Below are 15,240 nucleotides of genomic sequence, written 5' to 3'. Positions count from 1 at the left end.
CCGGTGCGCCCGGACAGCATACCGACCGGTATGTGACTCAATCCCGCCGTGCGCGCAGCTCCCTGCGGAGGATCTTGCCGCTCGACGTCTTGGGCAGCTCGGGCAGGACCTCGATCTCGCGGGGGTACTTGTACGCCGCGAGGTGCTCCCTGCAGTACCCGATCAGCTCGGCCGGGTCCGCCGCGGCCCCCGGCCGGAGGCTGACGAAGGCCTTCACCGACTCGCCCCGGTAGGCGTCGGGGACCCCGACCACGGCCGCCTCGCGCACGGCGGGGTGCGTGTACAGGACGTCCTCGACCTCGCGCGGCCACACCTTGAAGCCGGACGCGTTGATCATGTCCTTCTTGCGGTCGACGACGTAGAGCCAGCCCTCCTCGTCCATGAAGCCGATGTCGCCGGTGCGCAGCTCGCCGCCGGGCAGGGCCTCCTGCGAGGCCTCGGGCCGGTTCCAGTAGCCCGGTACGACCATGGGCCCGCGGACGGCGATCTCCCCGTGCTCGCCGAAGGGCACGTCGGCGCCCTTGTCGTCGACGATGCGCACCAGCGTGCCGGGGCCGGGGACGCCGACCGAGAGCGTCCCGGAGACCGGGTCGACCGGGGCCTCCAGACCGGCCGGGACGCTGGCGCAGGGCGCGGTGCACTCGGTGAGGCCGTATCCGTTGCGCAGGTAGTGGCCGAAGCGGTCGCGGAAGGCGGCGACCAGCGCGGGCGGCACAGGGGCGCCGCCGGAGTAGAGCAGGTGGAAGGAGGAGAAGTCCTCGGCGGTGGCGTCGGGCCGGGCCATGAGCGCCATGTAGGCGGTGGAGGGGCCGACCATGTACGCCGGACGGTGCTCGCGCAGCGCGTCGAGGACGACGCCCGGCTCGAAGCGATGGGCCAGTGCCACGGTGGAGCCCGCGGCGAGGCCGGCGGCCAGCTGGCAGACCATGCCGGTGATGTGGAACAGCGGGGCGAGCGCGAAGAGCGTGGCGCCGTCGGGCAGGACGCTGTGCGCGCGCTGCCGGTCGGCGTTGTAGCTGATGTTGCCGTGGGTGTTCATCGCGCCCTTGGGGACGCCGCTGGTGCCCGAGGTGTAACTGATCAGCGCGATGTCGCCGGCGGTCAGGCCGGGGTCGGGCAGCGCCGGTCCTGCGGTGCCCGCGCGGGCGGCGGCGAGCAGGTCCTCCGCGTCGTCCGCCGGTGTGCGCCGCTCCGGCAGGACGCGCGCGTCGTTCCGGGTCTGCAGGTCGAGTTCACTGGTCGTCAGCGGGATCCGCACCGGTGAACCGGCCGCGGTCCGGCGGACGTGCGTGTCCCAGGCGCGGTCGGAGCAGACCAGGGCGGTCACCCCGGCGTCCTCCAGTACGTGGGCGAGTTCACGCTCCTTGTACATGGGGTTGACGGGCACGACCGTACCGCCGGCCTTCCAGGCGCCGAGCAGGGCGACGGCGAACTGCGGCACGTTCTGCAGGGCGATCGCCAGCCGGTCGCCGCGCGCGAAGCCGCGGGCGGCCAGGCGCCGGGCGAGCCCATCGGACAGTTCGTCGAGCGCGCGGTAGGTCAGCCGGCCGTCGAAGTACGCGAGCGCGGTGCGGCCGGGGACGCGGGCGACGACCTCGCGGAACGCGTGCAGCAGGGTGACCGGCGGGTCGGGGAGGGTGTGCAGCTCCTCGGCGAAGTGCCGCAGCCAGGGCTTGCCGTCGTACGGGCTCACGCGTCGCGGCCCTCCTCCAGCTTCCGCTGCACCCGGTTCATGCCGTCGATCCAGCGGTCGGTGTCCCCGGCGCGGGCGGTGTAGTAGGCGCCCGCCTCGGGGTGCGGCAGGATCAGGAAGCGCTCGTCGGCGATGCCCTGGAACACGGCCTCGGCGACGTCCTCCGGCTCGATGGCGGTGGGGGCGAGCACGAGGTCGCCGGCGTGCCCTGCCGCGCGCAGCATGTCGGTGCGCACCCCCTGCGGGCAGACGGCGTGGACGCGCACGCCCCGGTGGCGGTAGGTGACGGCGAGCCACTCGGCGAAGGCGAGCGCGCCGTGCTTGGTGACCGAGTAGGGGGCGTCGCCGACCATCGTCAGCAGCCCGGCGGCGGAGACGGTGGCGATGAAGCGGCCCTCGCCGCGCTCCAGCCACTCCGGGAGCAGCGCGCGGGCGGCGCGCACGTGCGCCATGACGTTGACGTCCCAGACCCGTTCCCAGACGGCGTCGTCGGCCTCGGCCCCGGCCATGGCGCCGATGCCGGCGTTGGCGCAGAACACGTCGATGCCCCCGCCGAGCGCCGCGCGGGCCGGCTCGACGACCGCCGAGGCGTCGCCGGGGACGCAGATGCCGCCGATCTCGTCCGCGACGGTCTTGGCGGCGTCCTCGTCCAGGTCGTTGACGACGACGCGCGCGCCGTGCGCCGCGAATCTCCGGGCCAGCGCCGCCCCGATCCCGCCTCCGGCACCGGTGACCACCACCCGGGCATCGCGCAGCGCTTCCATCGCGTCTCCTTCGGCTCGGAACGGCTCCCGTCGGCATACTAAGCGGTCGGTCAGACCTTGGGAAGGGCGCGCCGCGCGGGTGCCGGAATTCCCCTCGCGCGGTGTATGGCCGCATCCCCGCCGGATTGGGATGATGCGACCGCATCGGTCCGGGCGAGCCAGGGGGACGGTCATGCCGGAAATGAGTGTCGAGCCGTACTGGGAGCTGACCTTCGACGCGGACGGCGATCCCGACCGGGCACAGCGCGACCGGCTCACCGCGGGCGTCGGCGCGAAGGGCCTCACCGACCTGCTGGTCTTCTCGCACGGCTGGAACAGCGACCGCTCCGGCGCGACCAGCCTCTACGACCGTTTCCTCGCCCCCGTCCCCGGACTGCTCGCCGGCCGCGCCCGGCCCGGCACGGTCATCGGCTACGCGGGCGTGCTGTGGCCCTCCATGCGCTTCTCCGACGAGCCGATCCCCGACTTCGACGCCCTCCTGCCCGGCCCGGAACCGCGGCGGCCCGAGCCGGCGCTCGACGCGGCCACCCGTGACGCGCTCGTGGCGGTCTTCCCCGGCCACGAGGACGAGATCCGCCGGATCGCCGAACTGCTGGAGGAACGCCCCGACGGCGAGGAGCCGTTCGCGGAGTTCGCCGCCCTGGTGCGGCAGCTGACCGGGGTGCCGCCGCAGGCCGTGGCGGGGCTGTGCGCGGACGACACCTCCGACGCGGCGCCGGGGGCCGAACCGGCCGTCCTGTGCGGCGACCCCGTGGCCGCCTGCGAGGAGTACGCGGCGGCCCTGGAGGGCGGCACCGGGCTGCCGCTGGCGGGCGGCGGCTGGACCCGGCTGTGGAACGGCGCCAAGGAGATGCTGCGCCAGGCGACGTACTACGCGATGAAGCGGCGGGCCGGGACGGTGGGCGAGCGCGGACTGGGCCCCCTCCTGGGCCGGCTCGCGCGGGCCCACCCCTCGCTCTCCGTCCACCTGGTCGGCCACAGCTTCGGCGGCCGGCTGGTCTCCTACGCGCTGCGCGGACTGCCCGACGGGGTACGCGCCGTGAAGTCGGTGACCCTGCTCCAGGGCGCCTTCTCGCACTACGCGTTCGCGTCACGGCTCCCCCACGACGGGGCCCACGGCGGCGCGTTGAGCGCCGCCCGGCTCAAGGTGGCAGGTCCGGTGGTGTCCTGCTACTCCCGCCACGACACGGCGCTCGGCACGATGTACCCGATCGCCTCCCGGCTGGCGGGTGACGACCAGGGGTTCGGGCCCGACCTCGGCGACCGCTGGGGCGCGACGGGCCACGACGGCATCAAGGCGGTCGACGACACCATGGACGTGCCGCTGGCCGAGGCGCTGCGGGGGGCGTTCCCCCGGGCCAGGTGCGTGAGCGTGGACGCCTCGGCCGTGGTGCGCCGAGGGGGGCCGCCCTCCGGGGCGCACAGCGACATCTGCCACCCCGAGCTGGCGCGGATCGTGTTGCGCGCGGGCCGGCTCCTGGCCTGAGGCCGTGGGCCGGGCGCCGGCCCGCGCGGGCCGTGCGGGCCGTGCACGACGGGTCAGCGGTGGGCGGGGAACTCCACGACCTGCTGGTAGGTCGGGCGGTTCTGCCAGCTGATCTTGCCGTGCTTGATGCCGCCGAGGGTGCGGTGGATGACCGTGTCGGCGCACCACTGGTCGCCGGCCGAGCAGTTCTCGTCACCCGGGTACACCTGGGCAGCGGTCCTGGCGGCGGCCTGCTTGAGGGTGCCGCTCAGCACGTCCCGGCAGGCCGCGAGGTCGCCGCCGCCGCAGTACGGGCGCGCCAGGCCGCCCTGCACGGGTTCGCCGAGCACCGTCCGTATGTCCTTGTCGACATAGGACCACCAGCCGTACTGGAAGGAGCTGCCGGCGTGCGACCCGGTCGGGCCGTGCCCGGCCGAGGGCGCCTCGTCGACGGTGAGGTTGGCGGTCAGCGCCGCGTACAGCTCGCTCCCCAGGCCCGGTTCGAACTCGGCCTGGACCAGCAGCGGCCACCACGCGTCCATGATCCGCACCGCGTCGGCGTTGGCGTAGGCGTGCGAACCCGGCGAGGTCTCCCGGCGCTTGGCGCCGGCGGTCGCCCAGTCGGAGAGCTTGGTGACGGCCGCGGACACCGCGGGGTCGGAGACCGTGCCGCTGCGCAGCACCTTGAGCAGGTCGGGCAGCACGTCCTCGCCGCGCAGGTCGGTCAGGGCCGCGTCGGCCATCGCCCTGGTCAGCTGGGCCCGCGTGACCCCGCCTGCCGCGACCAGCTTCTTCACCCGGTCGTCCAGGAGGTTGCCGCGGTGCACCGAGCCGTTGCCGAACCCGGCCGCGTCGTAGTCCTTGGCCTGCCGGTTGTTCCAGGAGACGTAGTAGTCCTGGCCGACGGACTGCGGGTGCTCCGAGGCGGGCGTGTAGTCGGCGGTGTTGTGGGCGGGGTCGAAACCGCGCCACTCGTAGGCGGGCTCGGCCAGGACCGGGAAGGTCGGGTCGACGTCCGCGGCCCGCACCGGATTGGCGCCGCTGTTGAAGTAGGCCGCCTGCCGGGAGTCGGCGTAGAACCAGTTGAAGGTGTAGTTGATGTGCTGGACGGCCTGCTGGAAGGAGGCCGCGTCGGTGACGGCGGCCGGGTCGTTGAGCATCTGGAAGCCGACGACCGAGTCGGCCTCGTGCATGTAGGAGCTGCGCAGCGACACGTAGGCGACCTTCTTGCCGCCGATCGTGGCACGGTGCGTCACCGGGCCGTACTCGGTGCGGTAGATCTGCATCCGGTAGGAACCGGCCGCGGTGCCGTCGGCGGTCGTCGGCTTCCAGGAGTTGCTGCGCTCCAGCTTCTCCATGGCCGTGCAGGTGCCGCGGTGGAGGTAGTGGACGTCGTCCTGGCAGAGCTCCACCGTGTAGGTGTCGGTGATGTCCTGGGCCGAGGTGGTCGCGCTCCACGCGTAGTCCTGGCCACGGCCCAGGTCCACGTACATGCTCAGCCCCGCGAAGGAGGCGCCGCGGGCGCTGATGCCGGGGCCCTGGATCTCCTGGAGCATCAGCAGCTGTGGCGCGAAGTAGCCGGTCTGCGGGCCGAAGACGGCGATCGGGTGGCCGCTCGCGGTGTGCGCGCCGCTGACCAGCAGCGCGTTGGACATGCCTCGGGTGCTGGCGGACAGGGCCGTGGTGGTGGCGCTCTTCGAGGCCGCGGACGCCTTCGCGGTGCCCGCGCTGCCGGTGCGGTCGTAGACCAGCGGCTCGACCGTCACGCTCCCGGCGTCGGGCAGCGCCCTCCCCTGCGGGTTCTCCGGCCGGACGGCGTACGGGAAGCTCCGGCCGTCGTGCACGGTCAGGGCCGCCTCGGGGTCGTTGCGCTCGCGGAAGGACTCCCAGACCCTGGTGCCCTCGGTGACCCCGTACTTCTGCTGGGCGGCCAGCAGGGACAGGGCGTTGGTCACCTCGCCACCGCCTCCGGTGCCGAACAGCGCACCGATCACGGACGCCAGGGCGATCAGGTCGGTGGACTTGAACCTCTCGATGGTGCCGGCGTTGGTGATGGCGTCCTTGTGGCCGGTCAGCACGTACTCACCGGGGAAGTAGCGGCCGCTGTCGGAGGCCGCGATGTAGGCGTTGATCCCGTCGACGTAGGCGTTGACGTCGGCCAGCGCCTGCCGGCCGCGCTCCCCGTTCTGCGTGGCGATCCAGTCGACCTGGGCCTGCAGGTCCTCCTCGGTGTACGGCGCGGCGCGCCAGAACTCCTGCTCCAGCCCCTGGTTCGCGGGGGCGCCGCCGGCGAAGGAGGTCAGCTGGCCGCGTCCCACGTGCCGGAACAGGTCCATCAGCCAGAGCCGGTCCTGCGCCGCGGCGTACCCGGCCCCGAACTCCGTCCCGTACCGGGTCGTGCCGGAGATGTGCGGCACCCCGGTCTTCTTGTCCCGGGTGATCGTCACGTCGCTGCGGGGCGAGGTCGTCGAGGCGACCTGCTCGGACGGGACGCCGAAGGAGGCGTCGTTGAAGAAGTTGTTGATCGTGGCGTCGGTGAGGTTCTGGTACCCGCCGGCCAGGTTCGCGTACGGCCCGAGCTGGTCCTCCGCGTGCTCCGGCTGGGTGCCGAAGATCTGGTTGAGCAGGATCTGGGCGAGGGTGGCGTTGCCGTTCTCACCCGGCGGCAGGATGTCCGAGCACCGCCCCTGGCAGTAGTCGGTGACGGGGGCGGCGTGCGCCGCCATGGGCAACGGGGCGACGAGGCTCGCACCCAGGGCGAGGACCGCCGCTGCGGCGGTCGTTCTGATTTTTGTCCTGAACCTGCCAAATCTGGCTCGCATGACCACTCCTCACGAAGCGCGGTGTGACGCAGGTTACTTCGAAATATGACCCCCCGGTAAGATGAACATGCGTCACGTTTGAGCTACGCCATCCCGGCTGGAACTCGCCGCCCCGGGGATGGATCCGGAACGCCGTCCGTTACGTCCATTCGACAGCGATGCGACACCGACGACGGAGGTGGCACACACCATGGCCGGATTCCGGAGCCTCGCCAGACAGGTGCGCGATCCCCGGCGCTCCCCCACCCAGCGCCGCACCTACCTGCGCAGGTGCCTCGAGCGCTTCGCGCCGTACGGGCACCGCGCGACCTGGGACCACCTGTGCGCCGGCGCGGGGATCGCGCCCGACGACCGCGAGCCGGACCCGGTCCGGCTCGTCACGGCCCTCGCGGAACTGGAGGAGGCGCGAGCGGTCTGGCTCACCTACGAGGGGGAGTTCGCGGCCCGCCGCAAGGAGGAGAAGTTCTACGGCATCCGGCAGCCCGGCGCGCTCGACGACTGGCACCGGCGCACCTGGGGCGGCAACGGGGTCGCCTGGTGCGAGGACCCCCGCGTCCACCCCGACGACCGGCTGGCCGACGTACTGCGGCGCATCATCGCGGCGATCGACGCGGGGCCCGGTACGGGGTGCCCGGTCTGCGGCGAGTCGCACCTGCGGTGGCGGAACGGGCTCAACCACTACCCAGGGGCGGGGCCCGTGTGCGGGCGATGCGGGATCGTGGTCCCGCTCCCGGTCCTCTGCGAGGCCGCGCTCGCGGAGGCGCGCGGTGCGCTCGCCCCCACGGGGTGAGCCTGCGCGCGGTGCCCGGCTTGCGACCCGAGGTGCGTTCTGTGGGGCCTGGTTGTCGTGTGCGGCGCCGTTGTGGTTGCGGGCGGCTGCGCCTGCGGCGGGCATCCACCCGCCCGCCCTCCCGATTGCCCTGCGCGGTCAGTGCGGGCCTGCCCACCGTGTGCCTGGGTCGGGGCCGCGCCGGCGCACGTCCTCAGCGCTCGCGGTTTACCCCTGCAGTATTGGGCACCGGGTCCGCCGCTCGTCTCCCCCAGCCTTCGGCCGGGGGAACCCCCATGGGCGCACCCCGCCACACCCCCTCATGCCGGTTGGGGCGCATGACGGCCGGTGGGGGTTCAGTAGGCACCTGCGGCAACCCCGGACCCCTCACTGACCCCCCACCGGCCGTTGGCCGCCCGGCGATACGGAGGGGGCGGGGGAGTTGGGGGCAGCCCCGGCCGAAGGCTGGGGGAGGGAGGGCGGCGGGGAAACCGCCCGCCGCAGGCGGAGACAACCCGCACACGACAACCGGGCCCCACAGAGCGCACCCGGGAGCGCAAAGCGCACCGCGCGCCGCGCTACTGACACCCCCGCGGCCGTGGTGCGACGATGCCACCCCAGGCAACGCACACCCTCGCGCGACGGGACGGGACCGGCACATGGCGGAGCTGCACGATCTGACGGCGCTGGAGCAGGGGAAGGCGATCAAGGCCGGGGAGGTCTCCCCGACGGAACTCGCCGAGCACTATCTGGACCGCGTCGACCGGCACAACGACACCCTCGGGGCGTTCATCACCGTGACCCCGGAGATCGCCCGCAAGCAGGCCGCCGACGCCGAGTCGGAGGCGCTCGCGGCCCGCCGCGAGGACCGCCAAGGGCAGCTGTCGCCGCTGCACGGCGTCCCCGTTCCGGTCAAGGACCTCAACTTCGTGGCCGGCGTGCGCTGCACGCTCGGCTCGCAGGCGTACGCCGACCACGTGCCGGACGTCGACGACCACGTCGCCGCCAAGCTGCGCGCGGCCGGGACGGTCCTGCTGGGCAAGACCAACACCCCGGAGTTCGGGCTGCCCTGCTACACCGAGAACAAGCTCGCCCCGCCCGCCCGCACCCCGTGGGACCTGGAGCGGTCCGCCGGCGGCTCCAGCGGCGGCGCGGCGGCCGCGGTCGCCGCGGGGCTGGCGCCGGTCGCGCAGGGCAGCGACGGCGGCGGCTCGATCCGCATACCCTCCTCCGTCTGCGGCCTGTTCGGCATCAAGCCCAGCCGCGGAAGGGTGAGCGCGGGCCCGGTGCAGCACGACGTCAGCGGTCTGAGCGGCAGCGGCCCGATAGCCCGTACGGTCGCGGACGCGGCGGCCCTGCTCGACGTCCTGGCGGGCCCGATGCCGGGCGACCCGTACAGCGCGCCGTCGTTGCCGCCCGGTGAGTCCTTCTCCTCGTACGTCACCCGTGAGCCGGGAACGCTGCGCGTGGTGGGGCTGCCGCAGCCCCCCGTGCCCGGGGTCGAACTGCACCCGGACTGCCGCGCCGCGTACGAGGGGACCGCGGAACTGCTGCGCGGGCTCGGCCACCAGGTGGACGAGATCGAACTGCCCGTCGACGACGCGATCCTGCACGCCTTCACCCGGGTGTGGGGCGTGATGGCCACCGTCTACCCGGTGGCGCCGGAGCAGGAGGAGCTGCTGATGCCGCTCACGCGGCACCTGCGTGCCGAGGGCGGCAAGGTGAGCGGCCCGGACTTCGCGGCGTCGCTGTACGCGTTCCGGGCGCTGGGGCAGCTGATCGCGGACGCGCTGCTGTCCTCGTACGACCTGGTGCTGACCCCGACGCTGGCACAGCCCCCGGCGTTCGTCGGGAGCGCGGGCCTGCGGGACGACGACGACCCGGCGGCGGAGTTCGCGGGGCTGGCCGCCTACACGCCGTTCACCCCGATCTTCAACGCGACCGGTCAGCCGGCCGTGAACGTGCCGCTGCACTGGACGGAGGAGGGGCTGCCGATCGGTGTGATGTTCGGCGGCCGTTACGGGGACGAGGCGACGCTCATCTCGCTGTCGGCGCAGCTGGAGGCGGCCCGTCCGTGGGCCGGCCGCAGGCCCGCGATCTGGTAGCGGGCGCGGGGCGCGGCGGCGGCTCCGTACCGAGCAGCCGCCGCGCGCCCGGTCCCTGGTCGCCGAGCGTGTCGCCGGGGTTGGACAGGGCGCAGCGGTCCAGGGAGAGGCAGCCGCAGCCGATGCAGTCGTCGAGGCTGTCCCGGAGGGCGGTGAGCCGGTCGATGCGGGCGTCGAGTTCGGCTCGCCAGCCCGCAGAGAGCCGGGCCCAGTCGGCCCGGTCCGGGGTGCGGCCCTCGGGCAGGCCGTCCAGCGCCTCGCGGATCGCGGCGAGTGGCATGCCGACCCGCTGCGAGGCCCGGATGAAGGCGACGCGGCGCAGGGTGTCGCGGGTATAGCGGCGCTGGTTGCCGGCTGTGCGGCGGCTGCGGATCAGGCCCTGGGCCTCGTAGTAGTGCAGCGCGGAGACGGCGGCCCCGCTGCGCCCGCTCAGCTGGCCGACGGTCAGTTCGCGGTGCTCGCCCGGGATCCTCGCCACGTGCCGACTCTACGGGAGCTCGGCGAGCCGCTTGCGGTGCGGAACACTCGTGCGCCACAGCCGTACGCAGGAGACGAGCGCGGCGGCGACCAGCAGCGCGTTGCGGACCGCGACGATGGCGGCGCCCTGCCAGGTGGCGGCGGTGACGTCCGTGAAGAACAGCGGGTAGTCGATCGTGGTGACGGCGGTGGCGAGCAGCACCAGCGCGGCGACCGGCCGTTGGGTGGTCTGCCGCACGGTGAGGCAGACCGCGCCGAGGCCGATCAGCCAGACCAGGTACTGGGGGCTGATGACCCGGCTGGTGACGGTGAACAGGAGCACGGCGGTGAGCGCCGCGTCGTACGGAGTGGCCGGGGTCCAACGGGCCGCCCTCACGCGCCACATCAGCAGCCACACCAGGGCGACCCCGGTGAGCAGCAGGGAGGCGGTGGTGATCTCGGCGACGTACGGGCCGGTGAACTCCAGCGACCCGTAGTGCGCGACCACGCGCCCCGGCCAGCCGAACATCTCGGCGACGTGCAGGAAGGTGCCGCCGAGGGACTCGATCTCGACCCCGCGGTGGTGCTGTGCGGACAGGAAGCCGAGGGCGCCGCGGAACGCGGTGCACAGCACCAGCAGCAGCCCGCCCGCGGACAGGGCGAGCGCGGTCCAGGTCTGCCGGGTGGTCCGGCCGCGCGGGGTGCCGAGCACGGTCAGCACGGGCCAGAGCTTGATCAGGGCGGCGAGTCCGGCGAGCGCGCCGCCGAGCCGCGGCCGCGCGGGCAGCGCGAGCAGCGCGCCGACCGCGACGACGGTGACCATCAGGTCGTACCGGGCGTAGGGCAGCTGCATCAGCAGCGGCAGGGCGAGCGCCCACAGCCACGCACCGGCCGTGCTGCGTCCGGGCCGGCCGGTCCCGGCCCGCAGCAGGAGGACCAGGACGACGGCGTCGGCGGCGAGCGACAGCAGGACGAAGCCCTGCAGGTAGCTGAGCCCGGGCAGCAGCGCCGGGGCGAGCATCACCAGCGCGGCCCCGGGCGGGTACTGCCAGGTCACGTCGCCCACGGGGAAGGTCCCGTGCGCGAAGCCCTCGCTCCAGTGGCGGTAGAGGAAGTGCACCTCGCGGGCGATGTCGCCCTGCCCGCTGCGCAGCAGGGCCAGCATGACCACCCGGCTGGCGAGCCAGTAGACGGCGAGGGCGAGCCAGCTCTGGGGCCAGGTCGCGGGGCGCAGCAGGACGGTGCGGACGGCCGCCGGGGAAGGGGTGCCGCCGCCGCTTCGGACCTCCACCGGGTGCCAGTCGGACGGGCTGGTCTCCGTGGGGGCCTCGGCCACTTCCGTCTCCTCCACCGGCGCGAACAGGGGCATACGGAGATGAAAGATAGTCACAAACCGGATGAACGGCCCTTGATACGCGCCGGGTGCGGGGCGTTGACACGGATCCTCCGCGGAGACCATGCTGAGCAAGCGCTTGGACAGTACGGGAGGCATGACATGGGACAGCCCAGGATCTTCACCTCGGTCGGCGAACTGAAGGACGCCATCGGGGAGGACCTCGGGACGACCGGCTGGCTGGAGGTCGACCAGAAGCGGATCGACCTGTTCGCGGACGCCACCGGGGACCACCAGTGGATCCACGTGGATCCGCAGAAGGCGGCCGAGGGCCCCTTCGGCACCACCATCGCGCACGGCTACCTGACGCTGTCGCTGATCCCGTCCCTCACCCCGGAGCTGCTGCGGGTCGAGGGCGTGAAGATGGGCGTCAACTACGGCGTGAACAAGGTCCGTTTCCCCTCCCCCGTGCCGGTCGGCTCACGGCTGCGGGCCGGCGGCCGGATCGCCGAGGTGAGCGAGGTCCCCGGCGGCGCCCAGCTCGTCGTGGCGATCACCGTGGAGCGGGAGGGCGGCGACAAGCCGGTGTGCGTGGCCGAGACGGTCGTCCGCTTCTACCTCTGACGGGGCGCGTACCCGACCATGCGCAGGGCGAGATCGGCGTACAGCGCGCCGATCTCGTCCGGCGTCCTGCGCCCGCCGGGGTTGAACCAGCGGGCCACGTCGATGCAGAGCGACAGCAGCGCGACGGTGGTCCCGGAGACGTCCGGCACGTCGAAGTCCCCGGCCTGCACGCCGTCGTGGATGACCGAGCGGACCGCGGCCTCGCTCTCCCGGCGCAGCTCCACCACCTCGGTGTAGTGCTCGGGGCCGAGCGCGCCGAGCTCGTACTGCACGACGCGGCCGGTGGTGTGGTGCTCCGCGTGCCAGCGGACGAAGGAGCGCACGGCCGTGGCCAGCCGTTCGGCGGGGCCGCCCGCGCCGTCCGCGGCGTCCTGGAGCAGCCCGAGGGAGAGCCGGTGCCCGACCACGCTGATCTGGTAGAGCAGCTCTTCCTTGGTCTTGTAGTGGATGTAGAGCGCCGCGGGGCTCATGCCGGCCCGGCCCGCGATGTCGCGCGTGGTCGTCGCGTGGTAGCCGCGCTCCGCGAACGCCTCGACCGCGGCGATCACCAGCCGCCTGGCGGCATCAGGGGTGATGCCGGTCCACGCCTCGGTCCGCTCCGACTGCTCCGCCTCCACGTCCATGGCGGACACCCTACATGGACGCTGAGCAAGCGCTTAGATACCGAGCGGTCGGTCGGCGCCGGCCGACCCCGTCAGAAGGCCGCGATCCCCGTCAGCTCCCGGCCGATCAGCAGTTTCTGGATCTGGCTCGTGCCCTCGTAGAGGGTCATCACGCGGGCGTCCCGCAGCAGCTTGCCCACGGGGTACTCGTCGATGTAGCCGTAGCCGCCGAACACCTGCAGCGCGTTGTTGGCACAGCGCACCGCCGCCTCGCTCGCGAAGAGCTTCGCCTTGGACGACTCCGCCGCGAAGGGCCGGCCCCGGTCGATGAGGTCGGCGACCCGCCAGGTCAGCAGCCGGGCCGCGTCCACGTCCAGGGCGATGTCCGCGAGCAGTTCCTGCACCAGCTGGTGCGCGGCGATCGGCTTGCCGAACTGCACGCGGTCCTTGGCGTAGCCCACGGCCGCGTCCAGCGCCGCCTGCGCGATGCCCACGCACCCGGCGGCGACCGACATGCGGCCCTTGGCCAGGGCGGACATCGCCACCGAGAAGCCCTTCCCCTCGGGCCCGAGCATCGCCGAGGCCGGCACGCGCACGTCCTCCAGCACCAGCTCCGCCGTGGCCTGGCCGCGCAGCCCCAGCTTCCCGTGCACCTCGTGCCGGGTGAGGCCGGGGGTGCCGGTGGGCACGAGGAAGGCGCTGACGCCCTTGTGGCCGGGGAGGTCGTTGGTGCGGGCGAAGAGCAGGACCACGTCCGCCCAGGTGCCGTTCGTGATGAACATCTTGGCGCCGTTGATCACGTAGTCGCCGCCCTCGCGCCGGGCCCGCGTGGTCAGGCTGCCCGCGTCCGACCCGGTGCCGGGCTCGGTCAGCCCGAAGCAGCCCACCGCCTCGCCGGAGGCCAGCCGGGGCAGCCAGGCCCGCTTCTGCTCCTCCGTGCCCCAGTGGGCGACGGACTTCGCCACCAGCCCGAGCGAGACGGAGACGATCCCGCGCACGGACGAGTCACCGCGCCCCAGCTCCTCGGTGACCAGGCAGTACGCCAGGTGGTCGCCGCCCGAGCCGCCGTACTCCTCCGGGATGGTCAGCCCGAGGAAGCCCACGGCACCCAGCTTCTTGACGATGCCCCGGTCCACGCCCTCCGCCCGGTCCCACGCGGCCGCGTGCGGCACGATCTCGCGCTCGGCGAACTCGGCGGCCAGCGCGCGGACCGCGGCCTGCTCCTCGGACAGCTCAAGATTCACGGCGCACCTCGGTTCGGCTTTAAATTATCACTGCTAGTTTCCTGGCGGCAGCCTCTACTATGTGCCGCATGGCCCGCCCCCGCAAGCCCCTGCTCAGCCGAGAACGCATCGTCGCCACGGCACTCGCGCTCGTGGACGGGGAGGGACTGCAGGCCGTCTCCACGCGCCGTCTCGCGGCGGAGCTCGGCGTCAGCGGGCCGAGCCTCTACAACCACTTCACGACCAAGGACGGGATCCTGGACGCGGTCGCCGACGCGGTCGTCGGCGAGGTCGACCTCTCCATGTTCGACGACGGCCGCGACTGGCGCGACGCCCTGGTCGCCTGGGCCCGCTCCTACCGCGCCGCGCTCGCCGCCCACCCGCAGATCGTCCCGTTCCTCGCGCAGGGCCCGGGCCGCCGTCCGGCGGGCCTGCGCATGGCCGACGCGGTCTTCGGCGGCATGACCGCCGCCGGCTGGCCCCCGGCCCACGCCACCCGCGTGGGCGCGCTCATGCGGTACTTCGTGGCGGGCTCGGCGCTGGGGTCCTTCGCGCGCGGGTTCGTCGACGACCCGTCGGCGTACGACCCGGCGGACTACCCGCACCTCGGGCAGGCCCACCTGCTCGCGCAGCGGCAGGCGCAGGTGGACGAGGGCGCCTTCGAGACGGGCCTGCGCGCCCTCGTCGACGGCCTCGCGGTGCAGTTCGCTGCGCTCGACCGGGCACCGGCCCCCGAGGCCCAGTAGGCCTCACAGCTCGCAGGGGGCGGCGAAGCAGACGGGATGCGTGCGCCAGTCGTCGCCGGTGTCCACGCCGCCGCCGTAGCCGTCCCCGTCGTGGTCACCGCGGCCCGGGTCCCAGTTACCCCCGTCCCAGCCGTCGGACCCGATCGAGCCGCCGGAACCGTCCTGGCTCATGTCGTCGGTGTGGAGGAGCGTCGAGTACGACCCGGAATCATCGGCGAACGCGGTCGTGGGCAGCAGCGCGCCTCCCGTCACGAAGGCGGAGGCGGCGGCGAGCGCGAAGAAGCGGCGGGTCAAGATCTTGTGCGGCATGGGAGTTCCCCTCGGGCGGGGGCCGCCTGTGCGGCCCGCGTATCTGGACTCCCTCCAGTAGGCGGTGCGTGCCCGCTCCCGGTCACGCCCCTTCATTTCGTGGCTTGACACGGTTGGGGCGTCCATGTGCGGGTGCGGCGCAGTTGTGGTTGCGGTTGCGGTTTCTCCCCCGCCCGTCCTCCCGATTGCCCGGCGCGGTCAGTGCGGGCCGGCGCTCTGTTCGTCTGGGGTCGGGGCCGCGCCGGCGCACGTCCTCAGCGCTCGCGGTTTGGCCCGACATCGTTCGGTGCCCGGGTCCGCCGCTCGTCTCCCCCAGCCTTCGGCCGGGG

Annotated in this window: 13 protein-coding genes; 5 read left to right on the top strand and 8 right to left on the bottom strand. The window is 73.4% G+C overall.

The window, feature by feature from the left end; genetic code table 11:
• Positions 1-37 precede the first annotated feature (37 nt).
• Positions 38-1,693, bottom strand: coding sequence for a long-chain-fatty-acid--CoA ligase (locus ABZ312_RS28270; protein WP_500328434.1), 1,656 nt, complete (start codon positions 1,691-1,693; stop codon positions 38-40).
• Entirely contained in the window at positions 1,690-2,457 is a 768-nt protein-coding gene (locus tag ABZ312_RS28265; protein ID WP_500328436.1) for an SDR family oxidoreductase, read from the bottom strand. The genes ABZ312_RS28270 and ABZ312_RS28265 overlap by 4 nt, the downstream gene beginning before the upstream one ends.
• A 181-nt stretch (positions 2,458-2,638) precedes the next feature.
• Between ABZ312_RS28265 and ABZ312_RS28260 the strand changes: the two genes are divergently transcribed.
• Positions 2,639-3,943, top strand: a complete 1,305-nt coding sequence (locus ABZ312_RS28260; RefSeq protein WP_500439046.1) for a lipase family protein — start codon at positions 2,639-2,641, stop codon at positions 3,941-3,943.
• A gap of 53 nt (positions 3,944-3,996) precedes the next feature.
• On the opposite strand, the gene ABZ312_RS28255 is transcribed toward ABZ312_RS28260, so the two are convergent.
• Positions 3,997-6,744 (bottom strand): penicillin acylase family protein, encoded by a 2,748-nt coding sequence (locus ABZ312_RS28255; RefSeq protein ID WP_500439034.1) that lies wholly within the window; start codon positions 6,742-6,744, stop codon positions 3,997-3,999.
• 190 nt (positions 6,745-6,934) lie between these two features.
• Here ABZ312_RS28255 and ABZ312_RS28250 point away from each other — a divergent pair, with 190 nt between their 5' ends.
• Together ABZ312_RS28250 and ABZ312_RS28245 are read left to right on the top strand one after the other, a co-directional pair.
• Complete coding sequence (locus ABZ312_RS28250) at positions 6,935-7,534, top strand: hypothetical protein (RefSeq protein WP_499511009.1); 600 nt, start codon at positions 6,935-6,937, stop codon at positions 7,532-7,534.
• Between the two features lie 638 nt (positions 7,535-8,172).
• On the top strand, positions 8,173-9,618 hold the full coding sequence (locus ABZ312_RS28245) for an amidase (protein WP_500328439.1): 1,446 nt from the start codon (positions 8,173-8,175) through the stop codon (positions 9,616-9,618).
• Here the strand turns inward: ABZ312_RS28245 and soxR are convergent.
• Both soxR and ABZ312_RS28235 read right to left on the bottom strand, forming a co-directional pair.
• The gene (gene soxR / locus ABZ312_RS28240; RefSeq protein WP_500439033.1) at positions 9,551-10,096 is read right to left on the bottom strand and encodes a redox-sensitive transcriptional activator SoxR; all 546 of its coding nucleotides are present in this window, start codon (positions 10,094-10,096) and stop codon (positions 9,551-9,553) included. The two genes, ABZ312_RS28245 and soxR, sit on opposite strands and share 68 nt — an antisense overlap.
• 9 nt (positions 10,097-10,105) lie before the next feature.
• On the bottom strand, positions 10,106-11,443 hold the full coding sequence (locus ABZ312_RS28235) for a glycosyltransferase 87 family protein (RefSeq protein WP_500328442.1): 1,338 nt from the start codon (positions 11,441-11,443) through the stop codon (positions 10,106-10,108).
• A 126-nt stretch (positions 11,444-11,569) separates the two neighbouring features.
• On the opposite strand from ABZ312_RS28235, the gene ABZ312_RS28230 reads away from it, so the two are divergent.
• Positions 11,570-12,031, top strand: coding sequence for a MaoC family dehydratase (locus ABZ312_RS28230; RefSeq protein WP_499511013.1), 462 nt, complete (start codon positions 11,570-11,572; stop codon positions 12,029-12,031).
• Here ABZ312_RS28230 and ABZ312_RS28225 read toward each other — a convergent pair.
• Complete coding sequence (locus tag ABZ312_RS28225) at positions 12,022-12,654, bottom strand: TetR/AcrR family transcriptional regulator (protein WP_500328444.1); 633 nt, start codon at positions 12,652-12,654, stop codon at positions 12,022-12,024. The two genes, ABZ312_RS28230 and ABZ312_RS28225, sit on opposite strands and share 10 nt — an antisense overlap.
• Before the next feature lie 71 nt (positions 12,655-12,725).
• Entirely contained in the window at positions 12,726-13,877 is a 1,152-nt protein-coding gene (locus ABZ312_RS28220) for an acyl-CoA dehydrogenase family protein (protein ID WP_500328446.1), read from the bottom strand.
• Between the two features lie 68 nt (positions 13,878-13,945).
• Here ABZ312_RS28220 and ABZ312_RS28215 point away from each other — a divergent pair, with 68 nt between their 5' ends.
• On the top strand, positions 13,946-14,602 hold the full coding sequence (locus ABZ312_RS28215) for a TetR/AcrR family transcriptional regulator (RefSeq protein ID WP_500328448.1): 657 nt from the start codon (positions 13,946-13,948) through the stop codon (positions 14,600-14,602).
• Positions 14,603-14,605: 3 nt separating this feature from the next.
• Here ABZ312_RS28215 and ABZ312_RS28210 read toward each other — a convergent pair whose 3' ends face one another.
• A complete protein-coding gene (locus ABZ312_RS28210) occupies positions 14,606-14,911 on the bottom strand; it encodes a hypothetical protein (RefSeq protein ID WP_500328450.1) in 306 nt (101 codons plus the stop codon).
• Positions 14,912-15,240 lie beyond the last annotated feature (329 nt).

The organism is Streptomyces sp. NPDC006207 (assembly GCF_040613835.1).
Taxonomy (GTDB): domain Bacteria; phylum Actinomycetota; class Actinomycetes; order Streptomycetales; family Streptomycetaceae; genus Actinacidiphila.
The sequence above is the reverse complement of the archived record's forward strand: the minus strand, read 5'-3'. Positions and strand labels throughout refer to the sequence as shown.

What these genes read in the sequence shown, in the direction of transcription:
- ABZ312_RS28265 (WP_500328436.1), bottom strand. Translation starts at nt 2,457, where the DNA reads ATGGAAGCGCTGCGCGATGCCCGGGTGGTGGTCACCGGTGCCGGAGGC.
- ABZ312_RS28260 (WP_500439046.1), top strand. Translation starts at nt 2,639, where the DNA reads ATGAGTGTCGAGCCGTACTGGGAGCTGACCTTCGACGCGGACGGCGAT.
- ABZ312_RS28255 (WP_500439034.1), bottom strand. Translation starts at nt 6,744, where the DNA reads ATGCGAGCCAGATTTGGCAGGTTCAGGACAAAAATCAGAACGACCGCC.
- ABZ312_RS28250 (WP_499511009.1), top strand. Translation starts at nt 6,935, where the DNA reads ATGGCCGGATTCCGGAGCCTCGCCAGACAGGTGCGCGATCCCCGGCGC.
- ABZ312_RS28245 (WP_500328439.1), top strand. Translation starts at nt 8,173, where the DNA reads ATGGCGGAGCTGCACGATCTGACGGCGCTGGAGCAGGGGAAGGCGATC.
- ABZ312_RS28235 (WP_500328442.1), bottom strand. Translation starts at nt 11,443, where the DNA reads ATGCCCCTGTTCGCGCCGGTGGAGGAGACGGAAGTGGCCGAGGCCCCC.
- ABZ312_RS28230 (WP_499511013.1), top strand. Translation starts at nt 11,570, where the DNA reads ATGGGACAGCCCAGGATCTTCACCTCGGTCGGCGAACTGAAGGACGCC.
- ABZ312_RS28225 (WP_500328444.1), bottom strand. Translation starts at nt 12,654, where the DNA reads ATGGACGTGGAGGCGGAGCAGTCGGAGCGGACCGAGGCGTGGACCGGC.
- ABZ312_RS28215 (WP_500328448.1), top strand. Translation starts at nt 13,946, where the DNA reads ATGGCCCGCCCCCGCAAGCCCCTGCTCAGCCGAGAACGCATCGTCGCC.
- ABZ312_RS28210 (WP_500328450.1), bottom strand. Translation starts at nt 14,911, where the DNA reads ATGCCGCACAAGATCTTGACCCGCCGCTTCTTCGCGCTCGCCGCCGCC.